Below are 24,278 nucleotides of genomic sequence, written 5' to 3'. Positions count from 1 at the left end.
AGTGAGGATGGACAAAACGCAGCAACCAGCGAACGACGCGGTATCAGCTACCCGTTTGAACTGGCAGTTAGGCATCGTGACCTTTGGCTTTTTTATGGAAACGCTGGATTCCACCATCGTTAACACCGCTCTCCCCTCAATGGCGCATAGCCTGCATGAAAGTCCGCTGCATATGCATTCGGTCATCGTCGCTTACGTACTGACGGTCGCGATGACATTGCCGCTCAGCGGCTGGCTGGCCGATCGCTTCGGCGTGCGTAACGTATTTTTCAGCGCCATCGTGCTGTTCAGCATCGGCTCAATGTTCTGCGCGACAGCCGGAACGCTTAATCACCTGCTGCTCGCGCGCGTTGTTCAGGGTATTGGCGGTGCCATGATGGTACCGGTGGGCAGATTGACGGTGTTAAAATTGGTGCCACGCGAACAGTATATGTCTGCCATGACGCGGGTCACGCTTCCAGGCCAGATTGGCCCCCTGGTAGGGCCGGCGTTGGGCGGCCTACTGGTTGAATATGTCAGCTGGCACTGGATATTTTTGATCAACCTGCCTGTAGGCATAATTGGCGCAATAGCCACCCTCTGGCTGCTCCCTAACATAACGCTGCCACCCCGACGTTTCGATTTTATCGGTTTTATTCTGTTAGCGCTGGGCATGGCCTGCCTGACGCTGGCCCTTGATGGTCGACAGGGACTTAACGCCAGCACCACAGTTCTCAGCCTGTTAGTCCTGGTTGGGGTAGCTGCTATCACCATTTATATTTGTCATGCACGAAATAATGAAAATGCCCTTTTCAGCCTGAAATTATTTAAAAATCGCGTGTTTTCTATCGGTTTACTCGGCAGCTTTACCGGCCGTATTGGTAGCGCGACGATGCCCTTTATGATACCGCTTTTTTTACAGATCGGCATGGGGTTCACCCCATTCCATGCCGGGATGATGATGATCCCAATGGTACTCGGCAATATGAGCATGAAACGTATCGTCGTGCGGGTAGTTAATCATTTTGGCTATCGCCACACCCTGACCGGTACCACTCTGCTACTGGCACTGGTGATAACCATTTTTCCGATATTGGCCTTACTCGGCTTAACATGGCTGCTGTTGCCGCTGCTCTTTTTACAGGGAATGATCAACGGCGTGCGTTTTTCTGCGATGAACACCCTGACATTAAAAGATCTGCCGAACGAACTGGCCAGCAGTGGCAACAGCATGATGTCGATGTCCCAGCAGCTGACGCTGAGTATCGGTGTCACTGTCGCCGGCGTTATCATTGGCGCTTTCGGTCATCAGGCGCTGGCTAACTCAGTGGAGATGCAGCAAGCCTTTATCAAAACCTGGTTTTGTATAGCGTTAATTGTCGCTCTGCCCGCGGTGATATTCAGCCGGGTGCCAAAAGGGGCCTCCCGCAACTTGTTGCTGGCAGGCCGTAAAAATAAGGAGTAAAAACGCAGGCGGTTACGTCTCAGGCTGAGTGATGAGCCTGCCGTTCGGCCGCCTGACGCATCCCGGCGATATTAACGGCTATCATCAGCAACCACCTACCTGCTGTGTGAATGTCGGACTGGCTGTGCAGTTGACCGGACTGATTCCTCCGCTCTGCTAGCCCGATAAGGGATGTTTACCGCATGATTTTGCAGCAACATTGATCTCAAACAAGGCCGTCATCAGCGCCTGTACGTAGACTCTCCGGTCCTCCCCTCGGTGGGACCTGACCTGACATCAGACGGACTATCCATGAACAAACCGGAATTACTCTCTCCGGCCGGCTCCCTGAAAAACATGCGCTACGCCTTTGCTTATGGCGCTGACGCAGTGTATGCCGGCCAGCCTCGTTATAGCCTGCGAGTACGCAATAACGAATTCAATCACCAGAATCTGGCAACCGGCATCAATGAAGCTCACGCACAGGGCAAAAAGTTTTACGTCGTAGTGAATATCGCACCACACAACGCCAAGCTAAAAACCTTTATCCGCGATCTGACGCCAGTGGTTGAGATGGGACCGGATGCGCTGATTATGTCCGATCCTGGCCTGATTATGCTGGTACGTGAAGCCTTCCCTCACGTCTGCATTCATCTTTCCGTACAGGCTAACGCCGTCAACTGGGCAACAGTGCGCTTCTGGCAGCAGATGGGCCTGAGCCGGGTGATCCTGTCACGTGAGCTGTCGCTTGAGGAAATTGAAGAGATCCGCCAGCAAGTACCGGACATGGAGCTGGAAGTTTTTGTTCATGGCGCACTGTGCATGGCCTACTCCGGCCGTTGCCTGCTTTCCGGTTACATCAACAAGCGCGATCCTAACCAGGGGACCTGTACTAATGCCTGCCGCTGGGATTATCAGGTAAGCGAAGCGCAGCAGGATGATAATGGCAATATCGTGTCTCAGCCAACTCTTGGCATTGGCGCGCCCACCGATCGGGTATTTATGCTCGCCGATGGCCAGCGGCCGGATGAACCCATGCCCGCCTTTGAAGACCAACATGGCACTTACATTCTTAACTCAAAAGATCTGCGCGCAGTGGAGCACGTTAACCGGTTGTCTGGTATGGGCGTGAGTTCGCTGAAAATTGAAGGACGCACCAAGTCGTTTTTTTACTGTGCCCGCACCGCACAAGTCTATCGTCGGGCAATTGATGATGCTGCTGCAGGCAAAGCCTTTGATCGCAGTCTTCTCAATACCCTCGACGGCCTTGCGAGTCGTGGTTACACCGAAGGCTTCATGCGTCGTCATACCCACGACAGCTATCAGAACTACGAGCATGGCTATTCGGTATCCCATCAGCAGCAATTTGTCGGCGAGTTCAGTGGTGAACGCTGCGGCGAGCTGGCTGAAGTAATCGTTAAAAATCGCTTCGCGGTGGGAGATAGCCTGGAGCTAATGACGCCTGAGGGCAACCTGCGTTTCGAGCTGGAAACGATGCAGGATAAAAAAGGCAATCAGATGCTGGTTGCACCGGGTGATGGCTATCGCATCTGGCTGCCTGTGAACCATGATATCGACCTCGGCTGGGCACTGCTATTGCGTAATTTCAGCGAAGGCTCCACTCGCCAGGCGGTGAGCGCAGCGACCAGATAGTAGCCTGTTACAAGCTTGAGAGCCGTTAATCACAACCGACAAACCCTGGTTCACAGCAATAATCTCATTGGCCCGTTCGCCTCCGAACGGGCCTTTCTTTTATCTTTCATCGGGCTCTTCAGCCCGCGTTTATGCTATAACTTGTGACATATCGTGATTATTCAGGAAATTAACATGGACAAGTACGCCCGCACCTTATTGATTATTAATGGCAAAGGCGCCAACAACGAGGCTCTGCGTAACGCAGTCGTTTTGTTGCGCAAGGAAGGATGGAAAATAGACGTTCGCGTTACCTGGGAACAGGGTGACGCGCAGCGTTACGTCGATGAAGCGCTGGCGCTTGAAGCCAGTACCCTGGTCGCTGGCGGTGGGGACGGTACCATAAATGAGGTTGCGACGGCGCTGGCCGCACAGCCAGCAGACAAACGTCCGGTACTGGCGATTTTACCGCTGGGTACTGCTAACGATTTTGCCACCAGCGCCGGTATTCCGTTCGAGATGGAAAAAGCGCTGCGGCTGGCTCTGGTCGGCAAGACTTACACCATCGATCTTGCCAGCGTCAATAAGAGCCGCTACTTCATTAATATGGCGACCGGCGGTTTTGGCACCCGTATCACCACCGAAACACCCGAAAAGCTCAAGTCTGCGCTGGGTGCAGTCTCCTACTTCATCCACGGGCTGATGCGCATGGATACTCTCAAAGCCGATAAATGCACCATCATCGGGCCTGACTTTAAATGGCAGGGTGAAGCGCTGGCAATCGGTATTGGTAATGGTCGCCAGGCCGGCGGCGGACAGCGCCTCTGCCCGGATGCATTGGTGAATGACAATCTGCTGGCGCTAAGCATCGTTACCGCACAGGAAATGGTACCTACCCTGCTGAATGCCATCTTTGGCGGCGATGACGATAACCCCAATATTACTCGCGCATCGCTACCCTGGCTGGAAATTCATGCACCTCATAAAATGACCTTTAATCTGGATGGCGAGCCGCTGACCGGCACTGATTTCCGTATTGAGATCATTCCTGACGCCATCAAATGCCGTCTGCCACCGGATTGCCCGCTGCTGGCCTGATTTTACCTGGCGGCGCAAGCCTGCCTGCCGCCAGCCCCCTGTTATCATTGCACCATCGTCTTCCGCGCGTGAGACCCCATAATCGAGACAATCCCATCAGGGGTTTGTGATCGCGATCCGATATTATAGCCTGCTAACTTGTATGGTAGTTATACAAGGATTACATTCCGCCCATCGCTTACGACGAAAGGGAACTTTGAATGAAAATTGTCAATGCTGAGGTGTTCGTTACCTGCCCGGGACGTAACTTTGTCACGCTGAAAATCACCACCGATGAAGGGGTGACAGGTATTGGCGATGCCACGCTTAATGGGCGTGAGCTGCCCGTCGCCTCTTACCTGAAAGATCATATCTGCCCACAGCTGATCGGCCGTAACGCTCACCAGATTGAGGACATCTGGCAGTATTTCTATAAAGGCGCTTACTGGCGGCGTGGGCCAGTAACCATGTCAGCCATCTCCGCCGTTGATATGGCTCTGTGGGACATAAAAGGTAAGGCAGCCGGTATGCCGTTATATCAGCTGTTGGGCGGCGCTTCTCGCGCTGGTGTCATGGTCTATTGCCACACCACCGGTCACAGTATCGATGAGGTACTGGATGATTATGCCAGGCATAAAGAGATGGGCTTTAAAGCTATTCGCGTGCAGTGCGGCATTCCCGGAATGAAAACCACCTATGGCATGGCGAAAGGTAAAGGGTTAGCCTATGAGCCAGCAACCAAAGGCAACTGGCCCGAGGAGCAGATCTGGTCGACTGAAAAATACCTCGACTTCATGCCGCAGCTGTTCGAGACCGTGCGCGAGAGATTTGGCTTTAACGAGCATCTGCTGCATGACATGCATCATCGCCTGACGCCGATTGAAGCGGCGCGTTTCGGTAAAAGCGTTGAGCCCTATCGTCTCTTCTGGATGGAAGATCCGACGCCCGCAGAAAATCAGGCCTGCTTTCGTCTTATCCGTCAGCATACCGTTACGCCGATCGCCGTCGGTGAAGTATTTAATAGCATCTGGGACTGCAAGCAGCTAATTGAAGAACAGCTGATCGATTATATCCGTACCACCATCACCCACGCAGGCGGCATCACCGGAATGCGACGTATTGCTGATTTCGCCTCACTGTATCAGGTGCGCACCGGGTCGCACGGCCCTTCCGACCTCTCCCCCATCTGCCACGCGGCAGCGCTACATTTCGATCTGTGGGTGCCCAATTTTGGCGTACAGGAATATATGGGTTACTCCGGGCAGATGCTGGAAGTATTTAAAACCAACTGGCGTTTTGAAAACGGTTATATGCACCCGGGAGACGCCCCAGGCCTCGGCATTGAGTTTGACGAAAAGCTCGCGGCGAAATATCCCTATGAGCCAGCTTACCTGCCGGTAGCCCGGCTGGAAGACGGCACGCTATGGAACTGGTAAAGCATAAGGAATGAATATGAAAAGTGTCGTCATTGAACAACCCGGGCAGTTGAACATTGCACAGCGTAACGTACCGCAACCAGACCCCGGAGAAGTCCGGGTAAAAGTAAAATACGCCAGTATCTGTGGCTCAGATGTACATATCTGGCACGGGCATAACCCCTTTGCCAGATATCCTCGCGTTATTGGCCACGAGTTTTTCGGGATTATCGATGCTGTCGGTGCGGGCGTTGATCCTGCCCGTCTCGACACGCGCGTTGTCGTTGACCCGGTAGTGAGCTGTGGCCACTGCTACCCCTGCTCGATTGGCCGGCCAAACGTCTGCAGTGAGCTACAGGTTATTGGCGTTCACCGTGACGGCGGCTTCAGCGAATTTGCGCTAGTGCCTGACGCCAACGCCTGGGCGCTACCCGATAGCATTGAAGATCGGGTTGCAAGCCTGGTTGAGCCATTTACCATCGCTGCCAATATCTGCGCCTTTCTCCAGCCGCAGCCACAGGATATCGCGCTGGTCTTTGGCGCAGGTCCTATGGGGTTAACAGCGATTCAGGTGCTTAAAGGCGTGTACGGCGTTGAGCGGGTCATCGTGGCCGACCGCATCGACGAGCGCCTGCAAATGGCCCGTGATAACGGTGCCGATTTAGCGCTGAACAACACTGAGACGCCGCTGGCAACACAGCTCAACGGCGTGCAACCCACGCTGATTATTGATGCGGCTTGCCATCCGGACATTTTCGCCGAAGCCGCGGCGCTGGCCTCCCCCGCCGGACGGATTGGCCTGCTTGGATTTTCTGGGGCGCCCTGCACTATCACTCAGCAAAGCCTGACCAGCAAAGAGCTTTCAGTTTTCACCTCAAGACTCAACAGTCATCGTTTCCCTCACGTGATCCGCTGGATGGCCGAGGGGAAAATTGCACCGCATAAGCTGATAACCCACTACATACCGCTGAATGAAATCGAACGGGCGATGACCCTGTTTGAAAAAGACCCACGCGCCTGCTGCAAAGTGATTCTGGAGATTTAGTCACCAGACCAGCAGAGTGCAGTTGCTGGGGGGCTGTGATAGCCCTCCCCTGCCTCCCCTTATAGCTATAAATATAATGATGGAGTGATTATGTTTAAGAATCTGCGCTGGACAATCGTGTTGCTGCTGTTCCTCGTCTATATGATTAACTATCTTGATCGCGTAGCGCTTTCGCTAACCGTACCAATGATTGAGAAGGATCTACTGCTTAATGCCGAGCAATTTGGCATGATTTTCGGCAGCTTCTTTTTTGGCTATGCCCTGTTTAATTTTATCGGTGGTCTGGCCACCGACCGGTTTGGCCCAACCCTTGTCCTCGGCGCTGCGGTTGGCCTGTGGTCGCTATTCTGCGGCCTGACGGCGATTGCCACCGGATTCTGGTCTATGCTTATCCTGCGCGTGCTGTTCGGCATGGCGGAAGGACCTATTTGTGCTTCAGCTAACAAAGCTATTAACGGATGGTTTCCTAAAAAGCAGGCGGCAACCGCGATGGGTTTTCTTAGCGCCGGATCACCGTTGGGCGGCGCGGTAGCTGGACCGATAATCGGCTGGCTGGCGCTGTCATTCGGCTGGCGCCTGGCGTTCATCATCATTTGTAGCATTGGCATCGTCTGGATGATTATCTGGTTTTTTATTGCCGCCGATAACCCGACGAAAAGCCGCCTTGTTCGCAAGCAGGAGCGCGAGCTGATTGAAAAACTTAAAAATGAACAGCACACCCCGGAAGATGAGCTGACACAGTCAAAGCATGGACTTGGCTATTATCTGCGTCAGCCAGTTATCATGGTCACTGCCTTTGCATTTTTTTGTTATAACTATATCCTGTTTTTCTTCCTCAGCTGGTTCCCGGCGTATCTGGTTCAGGCGCATCATCTTGATATCAAATCCATGAGTATGACAACCGTCATTCCGTGGATAGTCGGTTTCGTTGGGCTGGCACTGGGCGGCTGGATTTCCGATAAAATTTTCAACATTACCGGAAAGCTACTGATGTCGCGCAAAATCGTACTGGTCGTATCGTTGATAGCGGCAGCCATTTGCGTTGCGCTTGCCGGCAGCGTACAGGGCGTAATCCCGGCGGTTGCACTGATGTCTGTATCGATCTTCTTTCTCTACATCACCGGCGCTATTTACTGGGCGATTATTCAGGATATAGTGCATAAATCGCGGATTGGCGGCGTTAGCGGATTTATCCATCTGGTGGGCAGCATCTCCGGCATTATCGGACCGATCGTTACCGGCTTTATCGTGCAGCGTACCGGTCATTTCGATAGTGCTTTCGTGCTGGCAGGGGGCGTAGCCGCGCTGGGGGCGCTGTTGGTGCTGTTTGTGATTAAAAGTCCCAAAGTTGCAGATAACACCGTTTCCATCTGAAATCTACCGGGTGCACGGCACGTGCACCCGGTTATGTTTATAAGGACGTTCTATGCTCACCCTCTCCTCATTGAAAACCGGCGTAGCTACGCCGGGATATGATCGACGCCAATTGCAAACCCGTATGGTGCACATCGGTTTCGGTGCCTTCCATCGCGCCCATCAGGCGCTATGCAGCGATACCCTGGCACGCGACCATAACAGTAACTGGGGTTATTGTGAAATCAATCTCAACAGCGGCGAGTTGATTAACGCCCTGAATGCGCAGCAGGGTCTGTATAGCGTGGCTGAGATGTCTGGCGATGCGATCACACTACGCGTAATCGGGGTCGTCAAACAGGGCATTCACGCGAAATCGGCAGGCATGAATGCCGTCATTGAAGCCCTCAGCCAGCCTGAAGTCGCTATCGTCTCACTGACCATGACAGAGAAAGGGTATTGCCATCATCCAGCCAGCGCACGGTTGAACCTCGATCATCCGGATATTATTCACGACCTGGCTTACCCGGATACGCCCCGCTCAGTGCCCGGCATCATCCTGGCCGCAATCCGCCGGCGGCGTCAGCGTAAGCTGCCCCCTTTTAGCGTCATGTCCTGCGATAATATGCCGGAAAACGGGAAGGTTACACGCCAGGTGGTTAGCGAATTAGCTCGCCAGCAGGACCCCGCGCTGGCCGATTGGATCGTAAGCGAAATCGCCTTTCCTTCCACGATGGTGGATCGTATTGTTCCGGCAATGACCGAGGAAACCCACCGTCTGCTGCGGGAAAAACTGGGCTGCGACGATCCGGTAGCGGTCGCCTGTGAACCTTTCTTTCAGTGGGTGATTGAAGATAATTTTGTTAGTGGTCGTCCCAGTTGGGAGAAAGCGGGCGCACAGCTGGTAAACGACGTGGTGCCATTCGAGGAAATGAAGTTGCGTATGCTTAACGGCAGCCACTCCTTCCTCGCCTATCTCGGTAATCTCGCTGGCTATGAATATATCAGCGATTGTATGGCCGACGAACATTTTCGCCAAGCCGCCCGCCAGCTCATGCTTGCGGAGCAGGCACCCACTCTCAGCATCCGGGGTGTCGATCTGGTCGCCTATGCTGATTCGCTCATCGCCCGCTATGAAAACTGCGCGATCCGTCATCGTACGGCCCAGATAGCTATCGACGGTACACAAAAACTTCCACAGCGCTGGCTGGAAAGTATTCGCTGGCATCTGCGAAATGGCAGCCGCTTCGACCTGCTGGCACTGGGCGTCGCCGGCTGGATGCGCTACGTTGGCGGCCTCAACGAACAGGGTGGAAACATTGAAATCCGCGACCCGCTGAAAGAGCGTCTTGCACAGTGCGTGGCATCATCAGGGCAGGGTTCAGCGCGCGTTAGCGCTCTGCTTAGCTTGCAGGAGGTATTTGCTGACGACTTGCGGCACAGCGCCGTGTTTACTGAACGCGTAAACACATTTTATCAACAATTATTGCGCCAGGGCGCAAAAGCAACGGTACAACAATTAGTTAAACGCGATTAATCAGCCTGTCTCACTTGTAGCTGAAAGGGCTGGCGCTCCGTCAGCTGGCTGTTTAGACTGGGCGCGACCCCGCTGCCGCTGAACGGAACTTGTCCATGTCAATTGCTTATAACATCACCGCCTGCGAGCCGGTAAATCAGCAAATTTACCGCTTCCTGCGTCAGGATATCGTAACCTGCGCAATTCATCCCGGCTCACTGCTATCAGAAAAAGAGATCTCTACCCGCTTCAGCGTTTCACGCCAGCCAGTGCGTGAAGCCTTTATCAAGCTGGCAGAGGCGGGACTGGTGCAGATCCTGCCGCAGCGCGGTACCTTCGTGCGCAAAATTTCAGCCAGGCAGGTCGCCGATGGCCGATTTATCCGTGAAGCCGTTGAAACCGCCGTTGTGCGCCGTGCCGCCCTTGAAGCATCGCCGCAGACCTTAAGCGAGATGGCGCATAACCTCGATCTGCAACGGCTGGCGGCTTCACGTCTTGACAGTCAGCGCTTTTTACTTCTGGACGACGAGTTTCACCGTCTGATTGCGCAAAGTATCGGCTGTGCACTGGCCTGGGAAACGGTGGAGAACATCAAAGCCACGATGGATCGGGTGCGTTATCTTACCCTTAGCGAAGTCTCTCCGCCTGAAAGTCTCATCCAGCAACATGAGAAGATTTATCAGGGGCTAATTCAGCGTGACGCAAACGCTGCCGCATGCGCTATGCAGAAACATTTGCAGGAGATTATCTTCTCTATTACCCCTATCGCCGAGCACAACGCCAGCTGGTTTGAAGCGTTCTGACAACATGCGAGTGGCGATAATAGAACACCGCCCCGGCAGATAACTCACCCTCTGTTCAGGCAAGCGCTTGGTGTTTCGCCAGATGGACATCCCTTACTTCGTTAATCAACGCATCGCATCGGCAAGATCAAAAACTCCGCCCGCGGCTCCGCCGACGTTGATCAGGCCGGCTCGCCTCATGTAACCGTTAGGCTGCGGATAGCCCGCTTTATAGCCACCGTTATTCTCTGCCATTTTCTGCATAACACTATCCGCGCCTATTGTGGCTGCCAGGTGATTGGCCTGTCCTGTTACGTGAGAATCGATTCCCGTCTTTTATAAGGCGTTTATAGTTAAGTTCTTAACGTACTTTTCCCGGCGCATCAGGCTTAAAATCTCTCTAACAGAGATTGTCCGCTGGAATAGTCATGTAACGTTTTGCAAAAGTGGACCAGCATCTTTACCTAATAACTTTAAGATGTCCGTCATGTTAGCGCCTGTTGAGATGTAATCAGCCGCAGCGCGGCGATTGCGAACCTTTCACATACTGCACGCAAATCGCGCAGGCAGGCAGATTGCTGACATTATTTTTCCGACAGCCATTGGTAAATCGGGCGTTAAGGTTAAGGCCTTTCCCTACGGGTAGAAGCAGTGCGGCCATACGTTGCGCTCTGCCCAGCGTGGGTATTTTAACTCCCCGCTCCTTAGCATTGATTACGCCGCCGCCGCCGCAGCGGAATAAACCCCGCCAGGGTACCCGCTTTTTACCCGCAGACAGCGGGTTGCTGACATTTGGTTGATCCTCATCAAACGTCGCAACGCTAAAACAGCGCTTAATATCGCCGCTTTTATCCTGTCTTTTTGCTGCAATACTTCGGGAGATTGAAGGTGCTGCCACTTTTATTACGCTGTCGCGCATTACGATTAAGAATCAAGCAGCTGGAACAACATAATCGCCAACTGGAACGTAGGTTAGACACGGCGCGCAACTGTATCCGGATGCAGGCGGAAAAAAATTTTCGCCTCTACAACCAGTGCCGCCGCTGTAAAAGGCCACAAAGCGCTCAGGTCTTTGAACTGAAAGAACATTAAGTTCACTGCTTTTAAGCGCTTATCGGCTCAGCTACTGCTAAGCCGATAAGCACTCCTTTTTTTGTAAAATGCAGTGCTCAGACCTCGATGATAAAATAGAACCTACCGGAAGAGACTAATAAGCACGCGCTGGTCGTTTTTTGCCCGGAGCCCTCCGGGCAGAAATACGCAAATAGTGCGTTACTTATTGCGCCATTAATTTGGCAGCGGAGCATTATCATGAGCGCGTGGTGTACCCCCTAAGGCAATATACTGCCCGTTAGGGCGATACGCGCCGCGATATCATCAATCAGCACTTTTATTTCCCCCGCCACTCAGCACCGTCAACCGCCAGGTTACAGCATGAGAAAATCTGCTATGTTAATAAATCGTTATCTAAGCCATGCTGCTGGTTATTAGCAGATTTATCACGCGCTTCAGCGTCGGGGATTACAGCTTACTCACTGTTGAATCACCCTATACTCATACAGAAAGGGAGCCGCACGATGGAAATTCGCCGTTATATCGAGGAGGACCGCCCCTTTCTGCGCACGCTGTATCTGGCCTCACGTAAGGCAAACTGGCACTGGCTAAATGCCAGCGCCTGGCAACTGGAGGACTTTGATCAGATTATCATCGGCGAGCGCGTATGGGTTGCCATTGAACAAGGATACCGGGTTGGTTTTGCCGCAGTAAGCGTAAATGATAATTTTTTGCATAGCCTGTATATCGCGCCGGGCTGGCAACGTCGCGGCATTGGCAGCGCGCTTCTGGATGAAGTTGAAACCACATTTACCTCTATTGGCGCGTTAAAATGCCTGTCAGCCAATACTGCCGCGCTGGCGTTTTATTTACAGCGCGGCTGGCATCGGGTCTCTTCCGGAGAAAGCGAGCTGGGAAGCTACGAGCTGATGCATCTCAGGAAATAAACCTGCTTGTCGTGCCGTTAAATCGCCCTGAAAGCAATGCCATCCGGGATCACCTCACCGCGCCAGTACAGCTGCGCCGCCACCCGACCAGCCAGCTGGCGATACAATGTGGTTAGCTCGCTGTCGGGACGCCGGATCACCGTTGGCTGGCCATAGTCCAGATCCTCACGCAGGGTGATGTGCAGCGGTAACTGCCCCAGCAACGGGGTATGATAATGCACGACCAGATCCTCCGCGCCGCCACTACCGAAAATGGGCTCCTGATGGCCACACTGGCTGCAAATATGAATGCTCATATTTTCAACGATGCCCAGCACCGGAACATCAACCTTGTTGAACATCACGATCCCTTTGCGCGCATCAAGCAAGGCGATGTCCTGCGGTGTCGTTACCACCAGCGCGGCCGTTACCGGAACGTTTTGCGCCAACGTTAATTGGATATCACCCGTACCGGGGGGCATATCCAGCACCAGATAATCAACATCCGGCCATAAGGTTTCATTTAACAGCTGGAGCAGCGCTTTACTGGCCATCGGACCACGCCACACCATCGCGTTGTCGTCGTTGACCAGATAGCCAATCGAATTGGTCGCCAGACCATGCGCCATAATCGGTGCCATGTGGGTTCCATCCGGGGAGCCGGGCCTTTCACCCTCGGACCCAAGCATTGAGGGAACAGAAGGCCCGTAGATATCCGCATCCAGAATACCCACTCTGGCCCCTTCCGCCGCCAGTGCCAGAGCAAGGTTCACTGCCGTACTGGATTTACCCACGCCACCTTTACCCGAGCTGACGGCAATAATATTTTTAACGCCGTTGATACCCGACAGGTTTTTAACGCGTTTTAACGTGGCTATCTGGTGGCGTAGCTTCCAGCTGATCGCCTGCGCCCCCGTCAGCCGCAATAGCTCGCCACTTATCTGCTCCTGTAATTGCTCAAATCCTTGCTGCCAGGCAAAAGGCATAACAAGCTCCAGGTGCAAGGTCTCGTCAATGAGTGCACAGTGGTGTAGCGCTTTCAGAGTGGTTAAATTTTGTTCAAGCGTTGAATGTTCAAACGCGGCCAGCGTACCCACGACCAGCGCCCGCAGCGCTTCCGGTGATTGCTGACCAAGGGATTGTGAACGCATCCCGACTCCTCACATTTTTCTCAACATACCTGCAACAGGATAGATAGCGCTAAGCATATCAGATGTGGGTATATCACGCAGAGTCCTTGTAAAATTTCCAACAACAATCAGCATCCTATTCGGGTTCTGTTTACGCCGGGCCGCGCTTTCAGGTAACATCAAGACCCCTTTTTTTCATTCAGGAATAGCAAGTCTCACTATGACTCAAGTCGCGAAGAAAATAATGGTAACGTGCGCCCTGCCATACGCTAATGGCTCGATACATCTCGGCCACATGCTCGAGCATATCCAGGCAGATATATGGGTGCGTTACCAGCGAATGCGCGGCCATCAGGTGTATTTCATCTGCGCGGACGATGCTCACGGCACGCCCATTATGCTGAAAGCTCAGCAGTTAGGTATCCCTCCGGAGCAGATGATCGCCGAAATGAGTCAGGAGCATCAAAAGGATTTCGCTGGCTTTAATATCAGCTATGACAACTATCACTCCACGCATGGCGAGGAGAACCGGGAGCTGTCAACGCTGATCTATCGCCGCCTGAAAGACAATGGCTTTATCAAAAACCGTATCATTTCTCAGCTCTACGATCCCGAGAAAGGCATGTTTTTGCCTGACCGTTTCGTAAAAGGTACCTGCCCTAAATGCAAGGCCGCCGATCAATACGGCGATAACTGCGAAGTCTGTGGGGCAACCTACAGCCCAACGGAGCTTATTGAACCTAAATCGGTCGTTTCCGGTGCCACGCCGGTCATGCGCGATTCAGAACATTTTTTCTTTGACCTGCCAGCCTTTAGCGAAATGCTCAAAACCTGGACCCGATCCGGTGCACTACAGGAACAGGTTGCGAATAAAATGCAGGAATGGTTTGAATCAGGACTGCAACAGTGGGATATCTCCCGTGATGCGCCCTATTTCGGCTTCGAAATCCCCGATGCACCCGGCAAATATTTTTACGTGTGGCTGGACGCGCCGATTGGCTATATGGGATCGTTTAAAAACTTGTGTGATAAGCGCGGCAACATCGACTTTGATGCGTTCTGGAAAAAAGACGCCACCACCGAGCTTTACCACTTTATCGGCAAAGACATTGTCTATTTCCATAGCCTGTTCTGGCCGGCAATGCTGGAAGGTAGCGGCTTTCGCAAGCCGGATAATCTGTTCGTACACGGCTACGTTACGGTCAATGGTGCCAAGATGTCTAAATCGCGTGGCACCTTTATAAAGGCCAGCACATGGCTCAATCATCTTGATGCTGATAGCCTGCGCTATTACTACGCGGCCAAGCTATCTTCACGCATTGACGACATAGATCTTAATCTTGAGGACTTCGCGCAGCGCGTCAATGCTGACATCGTCAATAAAGTCGTCAATCTGGCGTCGCGTAATGCGGGCTTCATCAATAAGCGTTTCAACGGTCAGCTCTCGGACCATCTCGCCGATCCGGCGCTGTATAAAACTTTCACCGACGCCACGCAGAGCATTGGTGATGCGTGGAACGCGCGCGAATTCAGCCGTGCCGTGCGCGAAATTATGGCGCTGGCCGATCAGGCTAACCGCTATGTTGACGAGCAGGCACCCTGGGTGGTAGCGAAGCAAGAGGGGCGCGATGCCGATCTGCAGGCTATCTGTACTATGGGGATCAACTTGTTCAGGGTGTTAATGAGCTGGCTGAAGCCGGTATTGCCTTCACTGACCGAACGTGCGGAAGCTTTCCTCCAAACCGAACTGAGCTGGGATAGCATTGCCCAGCCGCTACTCAATCATACGATTGCGCCTTTTAAAGCGCTTTACAGCCGGATTGAGATGGATCGGGTAAACGCGATGGTTGATGCTTCTAAGGAAGAGGCCGCCGCGGCAGCAAAACCGGCTTTGACCGGTCCGCTGGCCGATGATCCACTTCAGGAAACGATTAGCTTCGATGACTTCGCCAAAGTTGATATGCGCATTGCTCTTATCCAGCAGGCAGAGTTCGTTGAAGGCTCCGATAAACTCTTGCGTTTGCAGCTGGATTTAGGTGGCGAAACCCGGCAGATTTTTTCCGGTATTCGCGCGGCCTACCCCGATCCATCGCTGCTGGTAGGTCGCCTGACGATAATGGTCGCCAACCTGGCACCGCGTAAAATGCGCTTCGGCGTCTCACAGGGAATGGTAATGGCAGCAGGCCCCGGAGGAAAAGATATTTTCCTGCTCAGCCCGGATAGCGGCGCCCAACCGGGTATGCAGGTTAAATAGGTATAGTTAAACCCTCAGGGGCGGTATCTGCCGCCCCTTATACTCTGATCGTCAAGGGCGATTCAGTTCAGGCAGCCCTGGCGTCTGTATTCGCAGAAATAACGATGAAAACAGGTCGTAGTATGAAACAACTCGGGTGCTGTCTGCGTGCATTTCTGATCATTTATCTTTGCCTCTATGCGGGCGAGGGTATTGCCATGCTACTGCCCGTCGCTATTCCGGGCAGTATAATCGGCATGCTGATGCTATTTACGCTGTTGGTGACACAAATTTTGCCACTGGACTGGGTTAAACCCGGCTGTCATATACTCATTCGCTACATGGCTCTGCTGTTTGTCCCGGTCAGCGTCGGGGTGATGAACTATACCAACCTGTTGCAAACGCAATTTGGACCAATTGTCATCGCCTGCCTGGTCAGCACGTTAATCGTACTGACAACCGTCGGACTTTGCGCCCATCGTTTGCAGCGCGGGGAGAAAACGTCTCTGGAGGAGAGGGGCCATGAGTGATATCTGGTGGTCCCTGCCTTTAACCATCGCAGTTTTCCTCTGCGCCCGTCGGCTGGCTGCGCGATTAAAAATGCCGCTGTTTAACCCGCTGTTGATTGCTGTCGCCGTGATAATCCCGCTGCTGATCCTGACTCATATACCCTACACCCGCTATTTTCAGGGCAGTGCAATCCTCAATCATCTGCTGCAACCTTCGGTGGTTGCGCTGGCGCTACCGCTTTATGAGCAAATACATGAGATTCGCGCTCGCTGGAAGTCGATAATTTGCGTCTGTTTTATCGGCTCAATGACCGCGATGGTTAGCGGCACGGCCATCGCTTTATGGATGGGGGCGTCAAAAGAGATTGCTGCCACTATTTTGCCAAAGTCGGTCACCACGCCAATCGCGATGGCGGTGTCCGGTAACCTCGGGGGCATTCCGGCCATTAGCGCGATATGCGTGTTATTAGCAGGCGTACTTGGCGCGTTATTGGGTCATTCGATCCTCAATATTCTACGCATTAAAAGCAAAGCTGCCCGTGGTCTGGCGATCGGCAATGCTTCCCATGCCCTTGGCACGGCTCGCTGTATGGAGATTGATTTTCAGGAAGGCGCATTCAGCTCTCTGGCATTGGTTTTCTGCGGCATTATTACCTCGCTGCTGGCACCCTTTATTTTTCCGCTGCTGATGCGCGTGCTTTAAATTTGCGCTATATCGCACAAAAATCCTTTTCGTTTCAGACATTGCACCGGTTAAGTGATTAAGGTCACATATAACCCTGTGCATCGCCGTTAGAATCGAGCGCCCATCCGGTGAGAGAGGTTTACCACCATGCACACACGTTTTAACCACGCACTGGCGTCTCTGCCGGACAGCTTACGTTTAGCCATTACGCCTTTGCTTTGTGCCGCTGACTTTTCCGCCAGCTTTTCTGCTGAACATATCACCATGCTGTGTGCGACAACACAGATGGACCAGCAACAGCTGGCCTTCGCGCTGCTTCCGCTGGCGGCAGCCTGTGCGTGGACCCCGCTGTCAACATTTAACGTTGGGGCCATCGCTCGTGGTGCCAGCGGACGATTCTGGTTCGGTGCCAACATGGAATTTAGCGGCGCAACAATGCAGCAAACGGTACATGCCGAGCAAAGCGCGGTGACCCATGCCTGGATGGGCGGCGAAACGTCACTGCTGGATATCACCGTGAATTACACGCCCTGCGGACACTGTCGGCAGTTCATGAATGAGCTAAACAGCGGAGCCGGGCTGGGGATTCATCTGCCCGGTCGCCAGCCGTCCACCCTCGGCAGCTATCTACCGGACGCCTTCGGCCCTCGCGATCTTAATATCATCAGCCTGCTGATGGACCCAAACGATCATCGGTTGAAGGCTAAGGGCGATGAACTTACGCAGCTGGCGCTTCGCGCCGCCAATCGCAGCCATGCGCCCTATACGCAGGCCTGGAGTGGTGTTGCTCTGGAAACCAGAAGCGGACGCCGGTTCTGCGGCAGCTATGCGGAAAACGCCGCGTTTAATCCCAGCTTACCGCCGCTTCAGGCCGCTTTGATCATGCTTAATATGGCGGGTGAATCGCCGCTCGAAATTAAAACAGCCGTCCTCGTGGAAAAAAGCGACGCGGTGATATGTCAGTACCCGGCGACTAACGCCACACTTGATGCTCTGGGCTGCCAGCATCTCAGCGTCATTCACCCGAACAATGATTGATTTTTAACCTTCATGATTTTTTTTATTTGCTTTTGTTAGCGCTGGTTAACAAAAGCTGTACTTCCGCCTGATTTTTCTTAGGATTGGGATTCGCAACTTTCACAGAACAGAAGAGTTAACACCCTATGGAACTCGAATACGAAAGTAAACGCCCGCTTTATATATCCTACGCTGGCCCTATCCTGCTGGAGTTTCCGCTGCTCAATAAAGGCAGCGCCTTCTCGGTTGAAGAGCGTAACGATTTCAATCTTAACGGCCTGTTACCGGAAACGGTCGAAACCATCGAAGAACAAGCTGAACGGGCATGGCGCCAATTTCTGGAGTTTAAAAACGATAACGATAAGCACGTTTATCTGCGTAATATTCAGGATACCAACGAGACCCTGTTTTATCGCCTGCTGGATAATCACCTCGAAGAGATGATGCCGATTATCTATACGCCAACAGTGGGCGCCGCCTGTGAGCACTTCTCGGAAATCTATCGCCGGGCGCGCGGTTTGTTCATCTCCTACCCTAATCGTGCCAGCATTGAAGATATGCTGCAAAACGCCACCAAACAGAATGTAAAAGTGATTGTGGTAACCGATGGTGAACGCATTCTGGGCCTCGGCGATCAGGGCATTGGTGGTATGGGTATACCGATTGGTAAATTATCACTCTATACCGCTTGTGGCGGTATCAGCCCGGCGTATACCCTGCCGGTTGTGCTGGATGTCGGCACGAATAATCCACAACTGCTTAATGACCCGCTCTATATGGGCTGGCGCCATCCCCGTATTACCGGCGAAGAGTATGATCGTTTCGTGGATGAATTTATTCAGGCCGTAAAAAGTCGCTGGCCGCATGTTCTGTTGCAGTTTGAAGATTTCGCCCAGAAAAACGCAATGCCGCTGCTTGAGCGCTACCGCGATGAAATATGCTGCTTTAATGATGATATTCAGGGAACCGCGGCAGTCACGCTGGGCTGCCTGATTGCTGCCAGCCGCGCAGCCGGAAGCCAGCTGAGTGAGCAAAAAGTGGTTTTTCTGGGCGGCGGTTCAGCCGGCTGCGGTATTGCTGAGTCGATCATCGCACAGATGAAGTCAGAAGGTCTGAGTGATGAAGAAGCGCGCGCACGGGTTTACATGGTCGACCGTTACGGCCTGCTAACGACCAACCAGCCCAACCTGCTCAACTTTCAGAGTAAACTAGCTCAGAACAAACAGACACTCGCTCACTGGGATACGCAAAGTGATGCCCTTTCTCTGATGGATGTAGTACGCAATGTTAAACCGGATATTTTGATTGGCGTCTCCGGCCAGCCAGGACTCTTTACCGAAGAAATTATTCGTGAAATGCATAAAAACTGTCCGCATCCTATTGTGATGCCGCTGTCGAATCCCACGTCGCGGGTTGAGGCAACGCCGCAGGATATCATTTCCTGGACCGATGGTGCCGCGCTGGTTGCTACCGGTAGCCCTTTTGCTCCGGTTCTCTGGAAGGATAAATATTATCCGATTGCCCAATGCAATAACTCTTATATTTTCCCCGGTATCGGTCTTGGCGCGATTGCTTCACGCGCTAGCCGTGTTACTGACAGCATGCTTATGGCCGCCAGCCGGACGCTGGCTGACTGTTCGCCATTGGTTAATGATGGCAGCGGCCCGGTGCTGCCTGAAGTAAAAGACATCCAGGGCGTATCAAAACTTATCGCGATGGCCGTCGGCAAAGCTGCACAACTGGCTGGCGTCGCGGTAGTGACGTCGGAGGATGTACTGTCTCGTGCCATCGCCGACAACTTCTGGCTGCCACAGTATCGTTCGTATCGTCGAACGTCTATCTGACCGTCGTTTGTCCGGGTACAGGGGTACCCGGAGTTTTAGGGTAGAAGCCGCCAGAAGGTGCGTTGTGGCTTGCTACACAGGGCGTGCTAAAGTAGCCTGAATGGCCTGATTTTTATCACCGAGCACCGGAACGCATGCTGAAACGCCTGATTTATGGATTAATCTGCTTTATAGCCTTAGTTCTGCTGACGGCGATTTTTTTAGATCGCTGGGTGAGCTGGCGCACTGCGCCTTACGTCTATGAAGATCTGCAATCACTGCCGCACCGTCAGGTCGGCGTGGTATTGGGTACGGCAAAATATTATCGTACCGGCGTTATCAACCAATATTACCTCTATCGTATACAGGGCGCTCTCAACGCGTATAACAGCGGCAAAGTGAACTATCTGCTGCTGAGCGGCGACAATGCGCTGCAAAGTTACAACGAGCCGATGACGATGCGGCGAGATTTGATAGCCGCCGGCGTTGATCCGGCGGATATCGTGCTCGACTATGCCGGTTTTCGTACCCTGGATTCGATCGTCCGCACCCGTAAGGTGTTTGATACCAATGACTTTATTATTATTACGCAACGCTTTCACTGTGAGCGCGCACTGTTTATTGCCTTAGCTAAGGGGATACAGGCACAGTGTTACGCCGTCCCATCGCCAAAAAATATGCTCAATATTCGACTACGCGAGGTGGGAGCCAGGCTGGGCGCACTGGTCGATCTTTATATCATGAAGCGTCAGCCGCGTTTTCTCGGTCCAATGATCCCTATCCCAGCCATCCACCAGGTTCCCGAAAACGCACAAGCATACCCGGCAGTCACGCCGGAGCAACTTCCGTAAAACAGGGCATTGGTTGAGTATCATCAAGAATCTTAACAGCCTGAGAAAAACTAATATTGATTGAAGTGAATGTCCTCATATCAAAGATCTAATTAATAATTTTCACCGGATAAATAAAGATTCAGGCAGTAATACTCACTAAGTTCACAGAATGAATTTGCTTATTTTCCACCTTACACTAGTATTAGTTCTAAGCTTTTAATTTACTGTGGAGTTTCTATGAATATCCTCTTCTGGGGTATTGGAAATATGGGCTTAAAAATAGTAAACAGGCTCGCTGATGCGGGCCATACTCTTCACGCCTGGGATATTAATAAGAAAAATTTCAACTTGCTGAATAAAGATATTATACAGTGCCAATCCAAAGACGAGGACACTGGTGTAGTTTATGATGCAATCATCAGTATTCTTCCTGACGATGATGCATGCCGTGATCTTGCATACAACACAGAACATCTGAAAAAAAATGTTATTTGGATTAACCTTTCTACTATTTCTGTGAAACTTAATGACGAGCTAACAAATTTCTTTTCTAACGGTGAAAAATATATTTCCTCTCCTGTGATGGGAAGGATGGACATGGCAGAAAAGGGACTGCTGGATGTATATTATGGCGGAAAAATCGAAACTTTCAACGACTTAAAAGAGATTTATAAGGTTTTTTCTAAAAAAGTCTGGTTCTGTGGTGAACATCATAATTCCGGGCTAATTTGTAAGTTAGCCGGTAATTTCCTTCTCAACTCGGCAATCGAAAGTATTAGTGAAGCTACAAGTCTGGCAATCAAAAATAACATCTCTGAAAATTTATTCTCTGAAATTATGCTTTCTGATGTTTTCGACTGCCCTGCGTACCATTTATATTTCAACTTAATAAAAAACAGAAGTTTCACTCCCCCAGGATTCAGAATCAGGCTAGGATTGAAAGATATCAATCTAATATGTTCCGCAGCCGAAGCCTCTTATACCACTATGCCCGTCGCATATCTTGTCAAAGACAGATTCATTGAATCCATCGCTTCTGGTAACGAGGATCTTGACGAATCAGCAATTTCATTATGCTCTTTCAAACATAGTGGAATTTTGAAATAAAGAGAGAATATCCATGATAACTGATCAGCAACTGAGTTTTTTTAAAAAAAATGGTTTTTTAATCATCAGCAAATATTTCAATCATGAAGAATTAATTGAAATTGACTCTATGATTAGTAGGCTCAGTGAGAAGAAGCATGATTCTTATGTTTATGAAAATGATGGAATCACGCTCAGAAGCGTTAATGGTCCACATCTAATTGATAAAAAATTCGAACAACTTCCCAAAAAAGGAATCATAGATGATATCAGAGTGTTACTAGACTCCGATGTGTATATACATCAGTATAAAATTAATTTCAAAAGCCCTTTAGGAGGAGATGTATGGCCGTGGCATTCTGATTTCTATTTCTGGAATAAAGAGGACGGCATGCTTAATAATAATGCCCTTAGTGTAGCGATAGCGCTCGATGATATAACTGAATTTAACGCTCCAATGTTTTTTGTTCCCGGCTCTCACATTGAACCCATTGATGATAAAAATATCATCAATAATTATGAAGGCGAAGCAAGAGATTGGCGACAAACAACCTCTGCAAAATTAAAGTATGAACTCAAAAAAGAATTTATTGAAGACATCGTGAAGAGAAAAGGTATCTTCAGTGCCAAGGCAGAAAAAGGGGCCATAATAATATTTCACTCTTCCACATTACACGCCTCCGGTTTAAACTTAACTCCCTACTCCAGAAGAGTGGTGTTTTTGAGCTTTAATGATGTTAAAAATAAACTACCAGAAATAAACACACCCAGACCACTTTTCATGGCGACTAGGTAAAAATAATCATCCGGTTCTAATTTTTTAAAAAAGAACAACTGATTAACAGGACGGGCATACGCGAGTTTTTTTACCTGACTCGCCCGCGCTACGTTGAAAATCCTGGTGTCCAACGCTCAGCCTGATATGCTGCTCCGCGTGCATTCCGCGCGGACTCTTCACCGTCGATGAGATCCAGTGGTGCTGCCTTTGCTCCACGCGTGATTTTCACGATGTTAAGCATGACGTCTGATACTGAATTTTTACCAACAACAAAGTCATGGTGAGAATATCAAGACGAGACGTTATCGGACTTGTGCTCTAAAGTTACGATCGGTTGAGGCCGGGTCTGAACACCATCCGCGACTAACCCCTGTGAAAGCGCCACTTTAACGCCCCGTATACCGATACCGGCCGACCATCCCTGGAAAGAGTCGCTCAGTATGTATGACCCGGACGTAATCTTAAGGACCTGCCGGTGTTAGCATTTCTTTTGTGGAACTTAGGCGACGACTCGGTGATAAATCACTAGCTCACCTATTGTTCGGGGAAATTTAACCGCAAGACGCGAAACCTCGAAGGTATGATCGGGAGCCAAATCAGACAGGTGGCGACCCGACATTACAGAGGGTTGATTACTCCAGACTTTTGATCAATTTCAGATGGAAAACATGGCTTCACCTAATGAGAAAATCCATTGATTTAGGTGTCCACTGTTTAAACTCAACCGGGTCGAAGACATCACCAGGGTGAAAGCCATTACAGGTTGCGTTACGCCTGATGATGCAAGTGATTAATCTGCCGACATCGAGCCTGCGGTGCGCCGTGTCAGTTTTCGCCACAAACTTTCCATCGGCCCCTGATGAAAACGTCGCAGCCAAAAATGGGAAAACAGCAGGTTAACCATCCATATGATCGGTACCACACACAATAACTGCACACGATTCAGCGTCATAAACAGGCCAAAGGTATCGAATAACGTCGTGCAAATCAGGGTTTGCAGCAGATAGTTACTGAGTGCCATGCGGCCTACCTGAGATATTAGCTGTACAAGGCGATAATGCGACCAGCGCGGCCAGCAAGCTAGCACCAGCGCCGCATAGCCTATCGCCTGAACCGGCGCACTCAGTTCAAGTGGGATCTGCAAAAAAAAGGCGGACCAGCGGAAATCCCAGCCGGTGCGCCATTGCAGAGTAATGCCGAGGAGGTCAACCAGCGCGCCCGCAACGATAAATATCCAGGCGATCCAGCGGTAATGCGCTGGGCTGAATTTACCTTGCAGCCAACCGCTGCGCATCAGCGCAGCGCCTGTGAGCATTAAACCGGCAAGCTGCCAGCCGTACTGCGCGCCAAGCGCAAGCAGACCATCGCCTAACGCGTTGAGTCGGCTATCGATTGCGAGCATACCTCCATGCAAATGCCAGAACTTTTCATACTCAACATCCGCAGCGCCGGGCAGCCAGCCATCACCGGGGATTGGGTGGCTGATAAAACCAAACAGCAGCAACATCAAGCTGCCGGTAAGGTAGAGGAGAATGCCAGTACGTAGCAGCATGCCGGTCGAATGGGCATCCCGGATCATACGCCAACTGATCAGCCCCATCAGGCCGTAATCGAGCAGAATATCTCCCTGCCAGAAAAAGACCCCGTGGATAAATCCCAGCATGATCAATAGTGTCAGGCGTGCCTGAATCCAGGACTTACCGCGCGGCAGCAGCATCACCAGGCCGGCACCAAACAGCAGCGCGAAAAGTGAGAGAAACTTGAGCTGTGCCAGCAGATCCATCAGTGCCCAGATTAAGGCATCGCCAAAGGATACGCTGCCAGCCCAGGCCGGATTAAGATAAGCCGCCCGCGGCAGGCCAAATGAGACAATATTAAGCAGCAGAATCCCCAATACCGCGCAACCACGGATAAAGTCGAGAGCCATATTGCGTTGCATGGTGATCCTTTCAGAGCCAAGAT

21 protein-coding genes and 1 pseudogene are annotated in these 24,278 nt (G+C 51.6%); 18 read left to right on the top strand and 4 right to left on the bottom strand.

The genetic code is table 11. The annotated features are described in order from the left end of the window. Positions 1-7: 7 nt before the first annotated feature. From mdtD to BM191_RS09605, 9 genes are all read left to right on the top strand, one after another. The gene (mdtD, locus tag BM191_RS09640; protein ID WP_092877566.1) at positions 8-1,444 is read left to right on the top strand and encodes a multidrug transporter subunit MdtD; all 1,437 of its coding nucleotides are present in this window, start codon (positions 8-10) and stop codon (positions 1,442-1,444) included. 31 nt (positions 1,445-1,475) lie between these two features. Next, positions 1,476-1,604, top strand: a complete 129-nt coding sequence (locus BM191_RS17400; protein WP_269017636.1) for a hypothetical protein — start codon at positions 1,476-1,478, stop codon at positions 1,602-1,604. A gap of 131 nt (positions 1,605-1,735) precedes the next feature. After that, complete coding sequence (gene trhP, locus BM191_RS09635; protein WP_092877564.1) at positions 1,736-3,076, top strand: prephenate-dependent tRNA uridine(34) hydroxylase TrhP; 1,341 nt, start codon at positions 1,736-1,738, stop codon at positions 3,074-3,076. Between the two features lie 174 nt (positions 3,077-3,250). After that, positions 3,251-4,153 carry a lipid kinase YegS gene (gene yegS, locus BM191_RS09630; protein ID WP_092877562.1) on the top strand — a complete coding sequence of 301 codons (903 nt, stop codon included), beginning with the start codon at positions 3,251-3,253 and terminating at the stop codon, positions 4,151-4,153. A gap of 200 nt (positions 4,154-4,353) precedes the next feature. After that, entirely contained in the window at positions 4,354-5,568 is a 1,215-nt protein-coding gene (gene manD, locus BM191_RS09625; RefSeq protein ID WP_092877560.1) for a D-mannonate dehydratase ManD, read from the top strand. Between the two features lie 16 nt (positions 5,569-5,584). Next, the gene (locus BM191_RS09620) at positions 5,585-6,592 is read left to right on the top strand and encodes a Zn-dependent oxidoreductase (protein ID WP_092877558.1); all 1,008 of its coding nucleotides are present in this window, start codon (positions 5,585-5,587) and stop codon (positions 6,590-6,592) included. Positions 6,593-6,682: 90 nt separating this feature from the next. Then, positions 6,683-7,966 carry an MFS transporter gene (locus BM191_RS09615; RefSeq protein ID WP_092877556.1) on the top strand — a complete coding sequence of 428 codons (1,284 nt, stop codon included), beginning with the start codon at positions 6,683-6,685 and terminating at the stop codon, positions 7,964-7,966. 52 nt (positions 7,967-8,018) lie between these two features. Continuing rightward, positions 8,019-9,482 carry a mannitol dehydrogenase family protein gene (locus tag BM191_RS09610; protein WP_092877554.1) on the top strand — a complete coding sequence of 488 codons (1,464 nt, stop codon included), beginning with the start codon at positions 8,019-8,021 and terminating at the stop codon, positions 9,480-9,482. 95 nt (positions 9,483-9,577) lie between these two features. After that, on the top strand, positions 9,578-10,264 hold the full coding sequence (locus BM191_RS09605) for a GntR family transcriptional regulator (protein ID WP_092877552.1): 687 nt from the start codon (positions 9,578-9,580) through the stop codon (positions 10,262-10,264). A gap of 108 nt (positions 10,265-10,372) precedes the next feature. Here BM191_RS09605 and BM191_RS09600 read toward each other — a convergent pair. Together BM191_RS09600 and BM191_RS09595 are read right to left on the bottom strand one after the other, a co-directional pair. Then, positions 10,373-10,579 (bottom strand): annotated as a pseudogene (locus BM191_RS09600) (class I fructose-bisphosphate aldolase); the annotation flags it as partial. Positions 10,580-10,754: 175 nt separating this feature from the next. Continuing rightward, entirely contained in the window at positions 10,755-11,162 is a 408-nt protein-coding gene (locus tag BM191_RS09595; RefSeq protein WP_092877550.1) for a hypothetical protein, read from the bottom strand. 658 nt (positions 11,163-11,820) lie between these two features. Here BM191_RS09595 and BM191_RS09590 point away from each other — a divergent pair. After that, a complete protein-coding gene (locus BM191_RS09590; protein WP_092877548.1) occupies positions 11,821-12,243 on the top strand; it encodes a GNAT family N-acetyltransferase in 423 nt (140 codons plus the stop codon). A gap of 17 nt (positions 12,244-12,260) precedes the next feature. On the opposite strand, the gene apbC is transcribed toward BM191_RS09590, so the two are convergent. Then, positions 12,261-13,373 (bottom strand): iron-sulfur cluster carrier protein ApbC, encoded by a 1,113-nt coding sequence (gene apbC / locus BM191_RS09585; protein WP_092877546.1) that lies wholly within the window; start codon positions 13,371-13,373, stop codon positions 12,261-12,263. A gap of 199 nt (positions 13,374-13,572) precedes the next feature. Here apbC and metG point away from each other — a divergent pair, with 199 nt between their 5' ends. From metG to BM191_RS09545, 8 genes are all read left to right on the top strand, one after another. Further along, positions 13,573-15,606, top strand: coding sequence for a methionine--tRNA ligase (gene metG, locus BM191_RS09580; protein ID WP_092877544.1), 2,034 nt, complete (start codon positions 13,573-13,575; stop codon positions 15,604-15,606). A gap of 122 nt (positions 15,607-15,728) precedes the next feature. Then, positions 15,729-16,115, top strand: a complete 387-nt coding sequence (locus BM191_RS09575) for a CidA/LrgA family protein (RefSeq protein WP_230479569.1) — start codon at positions 15,729-15,731, stop codon at positions 16,113-16,115. Continuing rightward, entirely contained in the window at positions 16,108-16,797 is a 690-nt protein-coding gene (locus BM191_RS09570) for a CidB/LrgB family autolysis modulator (protein WP_092877539.1), read from the top strand. Before BM191_RS09575 ends, BM191_RS09570 begins: the two co-directional genes overlap by 8 nt. A 129-nt stretch (positions 16,798-16,926) precedes the next feature. Next, positions 16,927-17,817, top strand: a complete 891-nt coding sequence (gene cdd, locus BM191_RS09565) for a cytidine deaminase (RefSeq protein ID WP_092877536.1) — start codon at positions 16,927-16,929, stop codon at positions 17,815-17,817. Positions 17,818-17,942: 125 nt separating this feature from the next. Continuing rightward, positions 17,943-19,640, top strand: coding sequence for an NAD-dependent malic enzyme (locus BM191_RS09560; protein WP_092877534.1), 1,698 nt, complete (start codon positions 17,943-17,945; stop codon positions 19,638-19,640). Positions 19,641-19,774: 134 nt separating this feature from the next. Then, positions 19,775-20,470 (top strand): outer membrane permeability protein SanA, encoded by a 696-nt coding sequence (sanA, locus tag BM191_RS09555; protein WP_092877532.1) that lies wholly within the window; start codon positions 19,775-19,777, stop codon positions 20,468-20,470. Positions 20,471-20,689: 219 nt separating this feature from the next. Continuing rightward, complete coding sequence (locus BM191_RS09550; RefSeq protein WP_092877530.1) at positions 20,690-21,559, top strand: NAD(P)-dependent oxidoreductase; 870 nt, start codon at positions 20,690-20,692, stop codon at positions 21,557-21,559. A gap of 13 nt (positions 21,560-21,572) precedes the next feature. After that, a complete protein-coding gene (locus tag BM191_RS09545) occupies positions 21,573-22,334 on the top strand; it encodes a phytanoyl-CoA dioxygenase family protein (protein WP_092877528.1) in 762 nt (253 codons plus the stop codon). A gap of 772 nt (positions 22,335-23,106) precedes the next feature. Here BM191_RS09545 and yeiB read toward each other — a convergent pair. Then, positions 23,107-24,255: a DUF418 domain-containing protein YeiB gene (yeiB, locus tag BM191_RS09540; protein WP_092877526.1), complete on the bottom strand. Its 1,149-nt coding sequence runs from the start codon at positions 24,253-24,255 to the stop codon at positions 23,107-23,109. Positions 24,256-24,278: the final 23 nt, after the last annotated feature.

Source organism: Izhakiella capsodis, from assembly GCF_900115045.1.
Lineage (GTDB): Bacteria > Pseudomonadota > Gammaproteobacteria > Enterobacterales > Enterobacteriaceae > Izhakiella > Izhakiella capsodis.
This window is presented reverse-complemented; position numbering and strand designations above follow the sequence as displayed.

Bases quoted from the DNA above. Each gene is read 5' to 3' on its own strand.
- BM191_RS09590 (WP_092877548.1), top strand. From the start codon at position 11,821: ATGGAAATTCGCCGTTATATCGAGGAGGACCGCCCCTTTCTGCGCACG.
- BM191_RS09595 (WP_092877550.1), bottom strand. From the start codon at position 11,162: ATGCGCGACAGCGTAATAAAAGTGGCAGCACCTTCAATCTCCCGAAGT.
- yegS (WP_092877562.1), top strand. From the start codon at position 3,251: ATGGACAAGTACGCCCGCACCTTATTGATTATTAATGGCAAAGGCGCC.
- BM191_RS09550 (WP_092877530.1), top strand. From the start codon at position 20,690: ATGAATATCCTCTTCTGGGGTATTGGAAATATGGGCTTAAAAATAGTA.
- BM191_RS09575 (WP_230479569.1), top strand. From the start codon at position 15,729: ATGAAACAACTCGGGTGCTGTCTGCGTGCATTTCTGATCATTTATCTT.
- BM191_RS09605 (WP_092877552.1), top strand. From the start codon at position 9,578: ATGTCAATTGCTTATAACATCACCGCCTGCGAGCCGGTAAATCAGCAA.
- BM191_RS09610 (WP_092877554.1), top strand. From the start codon at position 8,019: ATGCTCACCCTCTCCTCATTGAAAACCGGCGTAGCTACGCCGGGATAT.
- manD (WP_092877560.1), top strand. From the start codon at position 4,354: ATGAAAATTGTCAATGCTGAGGTGTTCGTTACCTGCCCGGGACGTAAC.
- BM191_RS09615 (WP_092877556.1), top strand. From the start codon at position 6,683: ATGTTTAAGAATCTGCGCTGGACAATCGTGTTGCTGCTGTTCCTCGTC.
- metG (WP_092877544.1), top strand. From the start codon at position 13,573: ATGACTCAAGTCGCGAAGAAAATAATGGTAACGTGCGCCCTGCCATAC.
- BM191_RS09560 (WP_092877534.1), top strand. From the start codon at position 17,943: ATGGAACTCGAATACGAAAGTAAACGCCCGCTTTATATATCCTACGCT.
- BM191_RS09545 (WP_092877528.1), top strand. From the start codon at position 21,573: ATGATAACTGATCAGCAACTGAGTTTTTTTAAAAAAAATGGTTTTTTA.
- BM191_RS09620 (WP_092877558.1), top strand. From the start codon at position 5,585: ATGAAAAGTGTCGTCATTGAACAACCCGGGCAGTTGAACATTGCACAG.
- apbC (WP_092877546.1), bottom strand. From the start codon at position 13,373: ATGCGTTCACAATCCCTTGGTCAGCAATCACCGGAAGCGCTGCGGGCG.
- sanA (WP_092877532.1), top strand. From the start codon at position 19,775: ATGCTGAAACGCCTGATTTATGGATTAATCTGCTTTATAGCCTTAGTT.
- BM191_RS09570 (WP_092877539.1), top strand. From the start codon at position 16,108: ATGAGTGATATCTGGTGGTCCCTGCCTTTAACCATCGCAGTTTTCCTC.
- cdd (WP_092877536.1), top strand. From the start codon at position 16,927: ATGCACACACGTTTTAACCACGCACTGGCGTCTCTGCCGGACAGCTTA.
- yeiB (WP_092877526.1), bottom strand. From the start codon at position 24,255: ATGCAACGCAATATGGCTCTCGACTTTATCCGTGGTTGCGCGGTATTG.
- BM191_RS17400 (WP_269017636.1), top strand. From the start codon at position 1,476: ATGAGCCTGCCGTTCGGCCGCCTGACGCATCCCGGCGATATTAACGGC.
- mdtD (WP_092877566.1), top strand. From the start codon at position 8: ATGGACAAAACGCAGCAACCAGCGAACGACGCGGTATCAGCTACCCGT.
- trhP (WP_092877564.1), top strand. From the start codon at position 1,736: ATGAACAAACCGGAATTACTCTCTCCGGCCGGCTCCCTGAAAAACATG.